Source organism: Enterobacter sp. SCRI0065 (assembly GCF_059766475.1).
Genome location: NZ_JCBAJB010000002.1, coordinates 679,305 through 691,625, shown reverse-complemented (window position 1 = coordinate 691,625; position 12,321 = coordinate 679,305). Strand labels below are relative to the sequence as shown.

The 12,321-nt window shown below is 48.8% G+C and carries 15 protein-coding genes; 8 read left to right on the top strand and 7 right to left on the bottom strand.

The genetic code is table 11. The annotated features are described in order from the left end of the window. Nucleotides 1-52: 52 nt before the first annotated feature. Both araF and AC6EMZ_RS09140 read right to left on the bottom strand, forming a co-directional pair. Nucleotides 53-1,042: an arabinose ABC transporter substrate-binding protein AraF gene (gene araF / locus AC6EMZ_RS09145; protein WP_498402118.1), complete on the bottom strand. Its 990-nt coding sequence runs from the start codon at nt 1,040-1,042 to the stop codon at nt 53-55. 316 nt (nt 1,043-1,358) lie between these two features. Continuing rightward, nucleotides 1,359-1,916 carry a DJ-1/PfpI family protein gene (locus AC6EMZ_RS09140; protein ID WP_498402117.1) on the bottom strand — a complete coding sequence of 186 codons (558 nt, stop codon included), beginning with the start codon at nt 1,914-1,916 and terminating at the stop codon, nt 1,359-1,361. Between the two features lie 372 nt (nt 1,917-2,288). Here AC6EMZ_RS09140 and AC6EMZ_RS09135 point away from each other — a divergent pair, with 372 nt between their 5' ends. Together AC6EMZ_RS09135 and AC6EMZ_RS09130 are read left to right on the top strand one after the other, a co-directional pair. Next, the gene (locus tag AC6EMZ_RS09135) at nt 2,289-2,792 is read left to right on the top strand and encodes a non-heme ferritin-like protein (protein WP_498402116.1); all 504 of its coding nucleotides are present in this window, start codon (nt 2,289-2,291) and stop codon (nt 2,790-2,792) included. Nucleotides 2,793-2,959: 167 nt separating this feature from the next. Next, nucleotides 2,960-4,303, top strand: coding sequence for an anaerobic C4-dicarboxylate transporter (locus AC6EMZ_RS09130; RefSeq protein WP_498402115.1), 1,344 nt, complete (start codon nt 2,960-2,962; stop codon nt 4,301-4,303). Between the two features lie 81 nt (nt 4,304-4,384). On the opposite strand, the gene AC6EMZ_RS09125 is transcribed toward AC6EMZ_RS09130, so the two are convergent. After that, nucleotides 4,385-4,636, bottom strand: coding sequence for a DUF2766 family protein (locus AC6EMZ_RS09125; RefSeq protein WP_498402114.1), 252 nt, complete (start codon nt 4,634-4,636; stop codon nt 4,385-4,387). A 107-nt stretch (nt 4,637-4,743) separates the two neighbouring features. Further along, on the bottom strand, nt 4,744-4,827 hold the full coding sequence (azuC, locus tag AC6EMZ_RS09120) for a stress response protein AzuC (protein ID WP_154125957.1): 84 nt from the start codon (nt 4,825-4,827) through the stop codon (nt 4,744-4,746). A 213-nt stretch (nt 4,828-5,040) separates the two neighbouring features. Here azuC and AC6EMZ_RS09115 point away from each other — a divergent pair, with 213 nt between their 5' ends. Next, nucleotides 5,041-6,459, top strand: a complete 1,419-nt coding sequence (locus tag AC6EMZ_RS09115) for an MFS transporter (protein ID WP_498402113.1) — start codon at nt 5,041-5,043, stop codon at nt 6,457-6,459. Between the two features lie 41 nt (nt 6,460-6,500). On the opposite strand, the gene AC6EMZ_RS09110 is transcribed toward AC6EMZ_RS09115, so the two are convergent. Further along, nucleotides 6,501-7,139: an RpiB/LacA/LacB family sugar-phosphate isomerase gene (locus tag AC6EMZ_RS09110; protein ID WP_498402112.1), complete on the bottom strand. Its 639-nt coding sequence runs from the start codon at nt 7,137-7,139 to the stop codon at nt 6,501-6,503. 351 nt (nt 7,140-7,490) lie between these two features. Here AC6EMZ_RS09110 and yecR point away from each other — a divergent pair, with 351 nt between their 5' ends. Beyond that, nucleotides 7,491-7,829, top strand: coding sequence for a YecR family lipoprotein (gene yecR / locus AC6EMZ_RS09105; protein WP_498402111.1), 339 nt, complete (start codon nt 7,491-7,493; stop codon nt 7,827-7,829). A 205-nt stretch (nt 7,830-8,034) separates the two neighbouring features. After that, nucleotides 8,035-8,532 (top strand): non-heme ferritin, encoded by a 498-nt coding sequence (gene ftnA / locus AC6EMZ_RS09100; protein WP_202667593.1) that lies wholly within the window; start codon nt 8,035-8,037, stop codon nt 8,530-8,532. Between the two features lie 31 nt (nt 8,533-8,563). Here ftnA and AC6EMZ_RS09095 read toward each other — a convergent pair whose 3' ends face one another. Next, entirely contained in the window at nt 8,564-8,803 is a 240-nt protein-coding gene (locus tag AC6EMZ_RS09095) for a YecH family metal-binding protein (RefSeq protein WP_498402110.1), read from the bottom strand. Nucleotides 8,804-9,001: 198 nt separating this feature from the next. Between AC6EMZ_RS09095 and tyrP the strand changes: the two genes are divergently transcribed. After that, nucleotides 9,002-10,213 carry a tyrosine transporter TyrP gene (gene tyrP, locus AC6EMZ_RS09090; protein ID WP_498402109.1) on the top strand — a complete coding sequence of 404 codons (1,212 nt, stop codon included), beginning with the start codon at nt 9,002-9,004 and terminating at the stop codon, nt 10,211-10,213. Nucleotides 10,214-10,247: 34 nt separating this feature from the next. On the opposite strand, the gene AC6EMZ_RS09085 is transcribed toward tyrP, so the two are convergent. Then, entirely contained in the window at nt 10,248-10,916 is a 669-nt protein-coding gene (locus AC6EMZ_RS09085) for a YecA/YgfB family protein (RefSeq protein ID WP_498402108.1), read from the bottom strand. A 236-nt stretch (nt 10,917-11,152) separates the two neighbouring features. Between AC6EMZ_RS09085 and AC6EMZ_RS09080 the strand changes: the two genes are divergently transcribed. Continuing rightward, complete coding sequence (locus AC6EMZ_RS09080) at nt 11,153-11,635, top strand: Hcp family type VI secretion system effector (RefSeq protein WP_498402107.1); 483 nt, start codon at nt 11,153-11,155, stop codon at nt 11,633-11,635. Continuing rightward, a complete protein-coding gene (locus AC6EMZ_RS09075; protein WP_498402106.1) occupies nt 11,632-12,111 on the top strand; it encodes a DUF2778 domain-containing protein in 480 nt (159 codons plus the stop codon). The genes AC6EMZ_RS09080 and AC6EMZ_RS09075 overlap by 4 nt, the downstream gene beginning before the upstream one ends. Nucleotides 12,112-12,321 lie beyond the last annotated feature (210 nt).

Sequence of the window (12,321 nt, the reverse complement as noted above, 5' to 3'; positions counted from 1 at the left end):
GTAGTGTACGTCTGGCCCCTCATGACGCCATGAGGGGCGCAATCACAACAAATTACTTACCGCCTAACCCTTTTTTCGCCAGCTCCTCTTTGAAGTTATCGCGGGTTATCAGCACCACATCGGTCACTTCGGTAAATTTAGGTGGCTCTGCGTCTTTGGTAACCCAGTTGTATAGCATTTCGCTCGACTTATAGCCGTGTACATCCGGGCTTGGCAGCAGCGAGCCATAGAAGCCCGTTGCCTGCGCTTTAGACAGCTCACTTACCGCATCCACGCCGTTGATGCCCACACCGATAACGTCTGGCGCTTTAAAGCCCTGACCTTCTGTTGCACGCACACCGCCCAGCACCGTGTTGTCGTTCATCCCCAGCACCAGCCAATGTTTGACTTCCGGGTGCTGCACCAGCATGGAGTTGGCAGCATCAAAAGCGCCCGGAATATCGTTGGATTTTGTCGGGACTTTATAGATCTGTTTTTCCGGGAATCCGGCGGCTTTCAGCGCGTCCATTGATCCCGTTGTACGGCGGCGAGCGGTATCCAGCTCATCCGCGGTGATAGCCATGACGCCAGTTTCTTTCACGTCCCAGCCGCGTTTTTGCATCTCTTTATAGAGCTCCTGGCCCTGGCGCTCACCGATTTTAGTGGCCGCCATCATCACCAGCGGAACGGTGTCCATTGGTTTGCCTTTCGCGTTGACGAACTGATCGTCAACGGCGATGACCTTCATGCCATAGCCACGCGCTTTAGCCACAATGGCGGAACCCAGCTTCGGATCCGGGGTACAAATAACGAAACCTTTTGCTCCGCTGGCGGCCAGGCTATCGATGGCGTTCAACGTTTTCTCACCGTCCGGAACGGCAATTTTAATCACTTCAAAACCCAAATCTTTTCCGGCTTTGTCGGCAAATTTCCATTCCGTCTGGAACCACGGTTCCTCAGGTTGTTTCACCAGAAAACCAAGTTTTAAATTCTCCGCCATAGCGGATTGTGACATAACGGCAGCCAGGCCGATGGCCGCCAGCGTTTTAGTAAATTTGTGCATGGTTAACTCCAGCTTTAGCATTCTTTTATGTAGGGAATAATGGTGTGCTTTACGTTTAATCGGACTTAAAACAAGGCATTAGCGCTCACCCTGTAATAAGCGTTAGTGCTGGAGATAGTTTTAGCGGGAAATTAATCATCCATAAGAGAGCGCCATCACACCGCAGAATTACAGTAATTGCGTACATAGATTCAGCGGAAAATGACATAAAGAAGGAGGCTTTTGTCAGACAAATCAGAAAGGGTTAAGCAAGATAGTCCATAAGGTCAGCTAAGAAATCCCTGTAACCCGGACGCCGTAGCGTCCAGGTGGAAAATTACCAGGCGTAATAGATATGGTCAGCGTGATCGCGAACGGCTTCTTCGTCATTAAGCAAACGCGCAGAAAGCGTCAGGGCAAAATCAAAAGCGTGACCCAAACCTTTGCCGCTCAGCAGATTACCATCTTCAACCACGGGTGCATCAACGTACTTGCCATCCTTCACCGTTTCGAAGAGATCGCCTGAACAGACGTAGCGACGGCCTTTCAGCAGGTCGTTCCCGCCCAGCACGCGCGCGGCGGCCGAGCATATCGGGCAAATCAGTTTACCTGCCGCATCGTGCGCCGAAATAAAACGAATCACGTCTTTGTTGGCCGCAAGATTCACACTGCCCTGCGGACCACCCGGTAACACCACGGCGTCGTAAAGCGTTTCACTGTGCTCGGCCAGCGTGCCGTCCGCCACCATTGGGATCTGATGATAGCTGACCACCGCACGTGATTCGGCGCAGGCAAGCGTGTCGACTTCAATATTCATTCGGCGCAAAATATCAATGGTGATAATTGCTTCTGCTTCTTCAAATCCTGGTGCTAAAAGAACTGCAACTTTAGCCATCATGGCCTCCATAAAAAGTGACTTAAAACATCGTTTCATTTTCACAAAAAGACCAAAGTCAAACTTTCGTCTGGATCACATTTTTCAGTGTTCTATCAAAAATGATCTGTCGCAGGTTTCATTATTAATGACGACACTATTACCGCACGCAAAGCTAATTTAGCTTGCGTAACTGATTTAATGTCGTTATTCAAAACCCCATATATAATCATTAAAAATCATGGCGTTAAAAATAACGTAATATTTTATAGTGATGATGTCGCTATGAGAGTTTTATATAGTGATAGAAGTGGATAGTGGGTCACATAAAGGAAGGGGGGAATAGATCTATTCTGTCATTGATCGTCGCACTCCGTAAATAAGGATATTATTATGACAACTCCAGGCATGATTCAAAAACTCAATACGCAAATGAACCTTGAGTTTAATGCATCGAATCTTTATCTACATTTAAGCGACTGGTGCTCCGAGCATAGTCTTAACGGTACAGCAACCTTCCTGCGTACGCAGGCCCAGGGCAACATTACGCAAATGATGCGTGTTTTTGACTATATGAAAAGCGCGGGTGCAAACCCCATCGTGAAAGCCCGCAATATCACCGATGAACCTTATTCCTCGCTGGAAGAACTGTTTCAGAAAACCCTCGATGAGTACGAGCAACGACTCACTACCCTTAACACCCTTACTCATGAAGCCGAAGCCCTTCAGGACAGTACCACCCTCGATTTCTTACATGATATGGAAAAAGAGCAGCAGCATGATGGGTTACTCCTGAAAACGATCCTGGACGAGGTACGCAATGCAAAACGTGCCGGGTTAGGTATGGCACAAACCGACCAGCACCTGCTGAATGTCGTGAACTATCAACAACATTAATGCTCTCCGGGTCTGTGCATTTTATTTTGCATAGACCCATCATTGTTAAAAAATCGTTATCAAGTCTTTGCTTTTATTGAAATTTAACAAATCCGATCTGGCTCTCAACCCATACCCACACAACATGCAATGATTTAGTGAATTTCGCTAATATGGATGAGAGCTTCATGATTACCATTGAGTTTATTGTCATTATTCTTTGCCTGCTGGTGGGTACGCGGTTCGGTGGCATGGGGCTTGGCCTGATAAGCGGCATCGGCCTGTTTATATTGAGCTTTGTGTTTGGTTTGCAGCCCGGCAAACCACCCGTTGACGTTATGCTCACCATCCTCGCCGTCATCGGCTGCGCGGCCACGCTGCAAACAGCAGGCGGTCTTAACGTCATGATGCAATTTGCTGAACGTCTGCTCAGACGACACCCTCAGCACATCACACTGCTCGCCCCTTTCACCACCTGGATGCTGACCTTCCTGTGCGGTACAGGGCATGTGGTTTACACCATGTTTCCTATCATCGCGGATATCGCTCTAAAAAAAGGGATCCGTCCAGAACGCCCAATGGCGGTCGCCTCCATTGCCTCACAGATGGCGATAACCGCCTCTCCGGTTTCCGTTGCCGTGGTCTCTCTGGTCTCTATTATTGCCGCGCAGCATGGGATTGGTCAGGCATGGGGTATTCTCCAGATTTTAGCCATCTCTGTTCCTGCCTCCCTGTTCGGTGTGGCCATTGCGGCGCTCTGGAGCTTACGTCGTGGCAAGGATTTGGCGGATGACGTTGAGTTTCAGGAAAAGCTCAAAGACCCGAAACAGCGCGAGTTTATTTATGGCAGTACTGAAACCTTAATGAATCAGCGGTTCCCAAAAGAGGCGTACTGGTCGACCTGGATCTTCTTCGCCGGTATCGCAGTTGTGGTCATGCTGGGTGCCTTGCCAGAGCTGCGGCCAGCCTTTGAAATCAAAGGCAAAATGACCGCGCTGTCGATGAATCTGGTCATTCAGATGATGATGCTGATTGCCGGTGCTATTATGCTGGTGGTCTGCAAAGTTAACGCCTCTGCCATTTCTAGCGGGGCCGTTTTCAAAGCAGGAATGGTGGCGATTTTCTCGGTATTTGGCGTGGCATGGATGAGCGATACCTTTTTCCAGGCCCATCTGGACGAGCTGAAAATGGCGCTTGAGGGCGTGGTGAAAAGCCATCCGTGGACCTACGCTATCGTGCTGTTCCTGGTATCGAAGCTGGTGAATAGCCAGGCTGCTGCGTTAACTGCGGTCGCCCCTATGGGATTGATGCTGGGCATCGACCCAAAAATGCTGATCGCCTTCTTCCCGGCCTCTTATGGCTACTTCGTGTTACCCACTTATCCGAGCGATCTGGCCTGTATTGGTTTCGACCGTTCCGGGACAACCCGAATTGGTAAATTTATTATCAACCACAGTTTCATTCTACCGGGGCTGATTGGCGTCAGCTGCGCCTGTGCGGCAAGCTATCTTCTGGTGCAAACGTTCTTCTGACATACCAGCCGGGCGACATTCTCTGTCGCCCGTTCGCGTTTTACTATAAAAACGTTTCAAATTTCAAAACATCGGTTTATTTTAGTGAGACTCACCCTGCGGTGTAAATTTCAGTTCGATGAGCGCGATGGCCTTCTGGACCGCGCGCAGCGTAACGGGATCCGCCGCAGCAGGATGACTGGTGAAATCGATATTTTTCAGCTGAGTGGACATTTTTTCGCGCACTTCAATGGGCGCAATAATGTCTAAGACATCAAGGATTTGTTTAATGACCAGCTGGCACGCGACGACGTCAGATACCAGTTCCTGATCGGCGCTCAGGTTTTGAGACATAGGCTTCTCCTAATTTAAAGGCCGCCATAGTAGCAAACCGTTAGCCCTTTCATCTTCCCTCTCGTCGTTTATGGGCGTAAAAAAACCTGCCGAAGCAGGTTTTTTCATCAGAACATCGCGCCTGGCGGTACGTCTTTAAACGTATTGCAGTAATTTTCCCACATGCTTTTCAGGATTTTGCGCAGTTTCATGGTCATGCTCCGGTAATTTGTTATGCAGATGTTATTGTCTTTGCGCATATAATATGACCAATATCACAAAAATCAACGATTATGTGATGCGAATCACGTTTAAAAAAACAACAAAGCTGCTCACTTGTTAAGAAAAACAACGATAAATCCGAGAGTTAGGATTTTATAAGTTCCAGTAAATTTTTATAATTTTTTTTGATATGGCAGGAAGAGATGGCTGACAACATTACCGGTAAAGAGAGTCGCGGCATGTCCCCTGCGGCACTGCTCGTCGCCGGAGCGTTCTTTATGGAGTTTCTGGACGGTACGGTGATCGCCACTGCGCTGCCGGATATGGCTAAGAGTTTTGGCGTTCAGGCCGTCGATTTGAATATCGGTATTAGCGCCTATCTGATTACGCTGGCAGTACTTATCCCGGCCAGCGGCTGGATTGCCGATCGGTTTGGCGCACGTAAGGTGTTCGCCGTGGCGCTGGCGATATTCACCCTGGCATCGGTGTTTTGCGGGCTTTCAACGACCGTCGATCAATTCGTCGCCATGCGGATACTTCAGGGAATGGGCGGTGCGCTGATGGTCCCGGTAGGACGGCTCGCGGTTTTGAGAACCACGCCGAAACACCAGTTAATTACGGCCATCGCCACATTAACCTGGCCTGCATTGGTCGCCCCGATAATTGGCCCACCGCTGGGGGGATTTATCACCAGCTATGCCGACTGGCGATGGATATTCTTTATCAATGTTCCGCTGGGCATTATTGCCATTATCCTGGCGCTGCGTATTATTCCCGACCTTCATGAAGATACCCGTCGACCTTTTGATACACCGGGGTTTATTGCCACCACCATTGCCATGGTAAGCCTGGTGTACGCGATGGAGTCTATGGGCGCGCAGCAGATGCAGGGGTTGGTCATTTTCGGATTATTGGGCCTCGGTGCGCTGACATTAGTCTACGCGTTACGCCATTTCCAGCGCGCTCAATGGCCGATGATTCGACTCGACGCCATGCAAGTACCCACGTTTCGGGTCACTATGTACGGAGGCTCGCTGTTTCGGGCTTCTATCAGTGCAGTTCCCTTCCTGCTGCCCTTGATGTTTCAGGTCGGCTTTGGGATGGATGCCTTTCATTCTGGCCTGCTGGTGCTGGCGGTGTTTGTTGGCAATCTGACAATTAAGCCTGCGACCACACCCTTAATCCGCCGCCTGGGTTTTAAGAAACTGCTGCTGATTAACGGGGCATTAAACGTGCTGGCTTTATTGGCCTGTGCCTTTATCACCCCAGACACCCCCGTCTGGCTGATAATGCTTATCTTGTATTTAGGCGGCGTTTTCCGCTCCGTTCAGTTTACTGCGGTGAGCACCCTCGCTTTTTCTGATGTCCCGTCGGCGCAGATGAGCTACGCCAATACGCTATTTTCCACCGCCACACAGCTTGCGGTTGGGCTGGGGATTACGCTTGGCGCAATAGGGATCCGGATTGGGGAAAAAGCCAGTGAATTGCTTGGAATTGTAGCCGTACCCGGCATTAGCTTTCGCCTGGCCTTTGTCGCCATCGCGTTGATTTGCCTGGTGGGGATGTTTGACACGCTACGGCTAACGAACGATGCGGGAAGCGCGGTCTCGAACAAAAGGTGAAAAAAAAGCCAGCATCGCTGGCTTTTCATTTGGCCGTTAGATTAACCAACGATACCGCGAACAAAGGCTTCGATCTCTTTATCCTGGCAATTTTCGAAGAAGCACTGCTGGAAGCGTTGACCAGACACGGCTGTTTTCACCAGTTCCGGATCGATGGCACGCAGGGTATCCAGATAGTTTTCTTTCACGACCGCGGCTTTCACCTGGTTCAGGATCCCGGCGTTACGTACCTGAGGCTCTTTGCGCTCTGGTGGATAGCCTTCTCCTTTACGACCGGTGAACGCTTTTTCAAAGATAAAGCGCACGTTCAGTTCAGCGCCCCAGCCGAAGCCTTTAGCGAACGGCAGAGACAAGGCGTTGCCGTTGTTAATCTGAGCAAACAGGAACGCATCTGCCGGATCGATGCAGTAACCGCAGATCACACCCGGATGGATGTTCAGGGACATCAATGCACCCTGACCCGTACCGCAACCGGTCACGACAAAGTCGACCGCTTTAGAATTTAACAGAATGCTGGCCATGATCCCAAGGTGGATGTAGGTCAGGTGGTGATCGTTTTCATCACTCATCCCGACGTTGTAAACCGGGAAACCTTTTTCATCGACAACCGTTTTTAATTCATTAAGGATGGTGGAGTTTTTACTCGCCTGGCTGTTTTCCATCATCAGTGCAATTTTCATTCTTCATCTCCTAATGCGTTGCGGGTTTTCCGCCGTGGATAGCTTTTCGAGTCAACCTTACTACTTAGCAAACGGACTTTCAAATTAACTGAAAAATAGTTTTAAAAAATTAAGAGGCGCTCACAAATTCATGCAAAGAAACTCATTTTTAGTGCTTATGCACAACCTGCCGGCCCCTCCCTCTTTCAACGGTTTCCGCCAACATCATTTGAAATTCAGAATGATATTCGACAGCCTGGCCGACCGATCTTCATCGTTGCAGAAAGTACGGGGCGAATGACGGGCTATTCTTGGCATTGTATGCCGCGTCAGGCGTTACGATAGGTTATTTCCAGTGGCTCAGAGCGAGATATGAAGAAATTAATGGTTGCAGGCATGCTTTTGTTACTCGCGGGTTGTAGCGTGACTCGCCAGGCTGAGGTCAGCACTGCGGATACTACCAGCGGAGTCGTCAAGCTCAACTATGGTCAGGCAATGATGCAAAATGCCCATTATGATGACTACGTCACTAACGGTACCGCTACACGCGAATGCCAGAGTATGGGTTATGCAACGGCCTCGTCTTATGGTCAACCGATAAAAACGTGCACCCTGGTGAGCGGTTCTGTTTGCCTGAATGAGAGCGTCACCATTCAATATAAATGTCTGGGTTATGCCGTCAATCCAGCCGCGGCGCAGACCTACTATTAATGATAGTTCTGCCAGTTATCCGCTGGCAGACAATTTAAATAAGAAACAGAACAATTCTCATTAATATATAAATCATTGCCAATGCGTTTTATTCCCATTCGTATTTTTAATAAATAGATAATTTATTTTACCTTTTGCAAATAAATAAATAACAAATTATAGTGACGCTCTCGCTGACGAATAAATAATTATATGGAGCTGCACCATGCTGAAAACCGAAATGATCGACAAGCTGAATGAGCAAATGAACCTTGAGCTTTTTTCATCCCTGCTCTATCAGCAGATGAGTGCCTGGTGTAGCTTCCACAGCTTTGAAGGCGCTGCGGCATTCCTTCGCCGCCATGCGCAGGAAGAGATGACCCACATGCAGCGTCTGTTTGATTATCTGGCGGATACCGGCAGCCTGCCGCGCATCAATCCGGTCGCTTCACCGTTTGCCGAATACGCCTCCCTGGACGAACTGTTCCGTGCCACTTATGAACATGAACAGCTGATCACCCAGAAAATTAATGAACTGACTCACGCCGCCATGATTGGCCAGGATTATCCAACCTTTAATTTCTTGCAGTGGTATGTTGCTGAACAACACGAAGAAGAGAAGCTGTTTAAATCCGTGCTGGATAAGCTGTCTCTGGCAGGTAAATCAGGTGAAGGCTTGTACTTTATCGATAAAGAGCTTTCAACTCTCGATACGCAGAATTAATTAAAAGGGGAGCCACAACAGGCTCCCTTTTTTAATGGCGACATATTTTGCTTTCGTGGGTAGAAAAACCTGTTTCTACCGGAATGAATTTACCTTTAGCGGCCAAAAACGCCACCAGCGCTGAAGCCGACATCTCAGAAGCAGAACAGGTGTGAAAGCGCGCCGTTTCCCCAAATCGCGAATGGATGGCCAGAACCAAACTTTGTTCGCTGTACTGCTCGCCCGACTCAATCATCATGTTGAGTACTTCATGCCCGTGAATTGACGCCATATAGCCTCCCGTTCAAAAACACAGCCTAAACGTTCATCCCACGTCACGTATTGCGCTGGCACAGCTTTCGACGCATAAGCGCTAACGCCTGTAAAAAATTAATTACACCACTTGTAACGACGATTTGACGAAATAATGATTTTCCCTTACGCTGCGCCGCAGATTAAGTTGCGAAGTGATGGCGCAGTAGAGGAAAGCGTGAAGAATAGAACTCTGGGAAGTATTTTTATCGTCGCAGGCACCACGATTGGCGCAGGAATGCTGGCGATGCCTTTGGCCGCCGCAGGCGTGGGTTTTGGTGTGACGTTGCTGCTGTTAGTCGGACTTTGGGCGCTGATGTGTTATACCGCGTTGCTGCTCCTCGAGGTTTATCAGCATGTTCCCGCCGATACCGGACTGGGTTCTCTGGCGGCAAGGTATCTGGGTCGTTACGGCCAGTGGATCACCGGTTTTAGCATGATGTTTCTGATGTACGCCTTAACCGCAGCCTACATGAGCGGTGCTGGCGAACTGATTGCCTCAAGCGTCAACGACTGGTTTGGCTCGGATATCTCTCCAGCAACCGGCGTTCTCTTCTTTACCCTGATTGGTGGTGGCGTAGTCTGCGTGGGAACATCGCTTGTCGATCTGTTTAACCGCTTCTTGTTTAGCGCCAAGATCGTTTTCCTGGTGGTTATGCTGGCGTTACTCGCCCCGCATGTTCATAAAGTGAACCTGCTAACCTTACCGCTTGAGCAAGGGTTGGCGCTTTCCGCCATCCCGGTTATTTTCACGTCGTTTGGCTTTCACGGCAGCGTGCCAAGCATCGTGAGTTATATGAACGGTGATATTCGTAAACTGCGTCGCGTTTTCATTATCGGCAGTGCGGTTCCGTTAATTGCCTATATCTTCTGGCAGTTGGTTACGCTCGGCAGCATTGGTTCCTCGACCTTTATGGGGTTGATGGCTGACCACTCTGGCCTGAACGGTTTTCTGCAGGCGCTGCGTGAAGTCGTTGCTTCGCCACACGTCGAGCTGGCGGTTCATCTGTTTGCGGATCTTGCCCTGGCGACCTCATTTCTTGGCGTAGCGCTGGGGCTGTTTGATTATCTTGCCGATCTTTTCCAGCGTCGCCGTTCTGTTGCAGGGCGTATCCAAACGGGCATCATTACCTTCTTGCCACCGCTGGCCTTTGCGCTGTTCTATCCGCGTGGATTTGTTATGGCGCTGGGTTACGCCGGCGTGGCGTTATCGGTGCTTGCCCTGCTGCTCCCTTCCCTTCTCGCATGGCGAAGCCGTCAGCAGCATCCTGACGCGGGATATCGGGTTAAAGGGGGAAAACCGTTGCTGGTCATGGTGTTTGCGTGCGGGATAGCGGTGATTCTGGTGCAGTTTTCAATTGCCACCGGGCTACTGCCCGAAGTGGGCTAAAAAAGAGGGGCTCAATATTGAGCCCCTCTTTTTATCAATGCAGACAGCAGCTTTTAAATTTCTTACCGCTTCCGCACGGACACGGATCGTTACGACCTACTTTTACCCCATTCACTATCGGTTGTTGCGCGACAGATTCCTGAGGATTCTCCAGCCAGTAGTTGTATAAGCGCAGCGCCGCTGGCTTAATGCGTTCGATGCTAGCCTCAAACTCTTCTTCCGTTAACCCTTCCAGCTTATCAAAGTTATCTTCGCTACCATGAAGGGCGATGACGTCGAGATCGGCTTTTAACGCTTCGGGCAGTGTGGACCAGTCGGTCAGCGCCATACCGCGCAGATACCCGAAGCACCACTCTTCCACCACCGTGTAGGTTTTGCCGTCCACTTCGTTATAGCCAAAGACGGGTTCGAACTGATCAGGATAGTCGCTCAAGCGTTCGGCGATATCATTCATATGCTTAAAGCAGAGATCGATAAAACGATGCATCTCACGATCGTTTTTCCAGCGCGGAATATGCGCCTTGCCACCCCACACGGCAACCAACCAGGCATCTGGCTCTACCACAACCGGGCCAGATAGCACGGCAGTGAGCATGCCATCGAGTTCAGAAACATCGATTACGGATTCATCGGCATGACCGTGGGACATTAATGTCTCTTCCAGCCACTCCAGTTCGCTTTCATTTAATGGGCCTTCAGTCATTGCAGACACTCCTGATGAAAAAAGAAAAGAATTTTACCACATAACATCAGCCCTAAGGAGAAACGTGCACAACTATCCATTTAGCCAATAGAATACAAATATTCTAATTATGTAATTGATTTTATTGGGCTTGGTTATGGCACATTTTGGTTAACCGCTGCGAGATCAACCTGTTATTTATTTCGATGGAAATATATACACCGATTGATTAACGACAAGACAAATGGGGATTGAAAATGGCAATACCAGCCTATTTATGGTTAAGAGACGATGGTGGCGCAGCGATAAAAGGGTCTGTGGATGTCCATGATCGTGAAAGCAGCATAGAAGTTTTATCTTTTGGGCATGGGCTTTATCTACCAACCGATAATAACACCGGCAAGATCACCAGCACCCGAGTACACGCCCCTTTGGGTTTTCAAAAAGAATTTGATTCATCCAGTCCTTATCTCTACAAAGCGATCGCCAGAGGACAAACGTTAAAGAGCGCAGAATTTAAATGGTACCAAATTAACGACGCGGGTCAGGAAGTTGAATACTTTAATATGTTACTTGAAAATGTAAAAGTGGTCAGCTGTACACCCCACATGCTCGACGTAAAAAACCCCGCTACCGAAAAACATAACCATCTGGAAAATGTTTCACTCCGCTATGAGCGCATTACCTGGAAATACTGCGATGGTAATATTCAGTTTTCAGACGCATGGAATGAGCGATGATACAGTGCACATTCCATTTGAACGGAGGCCAGCTTTCAACATTGAGTTGCCCGGGGATTGGGTTCTTTTCCGCTTACTCTGGCAATACTGGTCCGCACAGAAATAATCCTGATTCTACGGCTGTGAAGGGTAAAGGTCCTCTACCCACGGGAAAGTATTACATTGTATCTCGTCCAAGAGGAGGTCTTAAAAGTCGCTGGGAGGATATGATTCACGGGCTGGAAAGCGGCTCAGATCGTGATTTATGGTTTGCTCTTTACCGAGAAGACGGGGAAATAAATGATATATCCTTTATAGAAAAGGTTGAGCGCGGAAGTTTTCGATTACATCCTGCGGGCAAGTCTGGAATTAGTAACGGATGTATAACCATTCCAAATCATTCTGACTATGCCATTCTTTTTATGGCATTACTGAGTACACCTTACATGATGATTACAGCACAACTTAACGCCTTTGGCACAATTCAGGTATATTAATGAAGCCCATTACTCACGTATTAATATGGCTCATTGAGCTTTTTACACTTTCAATTTTATACAGCATTTTATGCTATCTCGTACCGGGTGAGGAAATTTATGGCTGGTATGAAGAACATTATGGATTCGTCATGGAAAATCAGTGGTACGGTTGGTACACCCTGATCCTGATGATCATCGCGGTTCTCATTAATTGTGGTCTTATTTGGT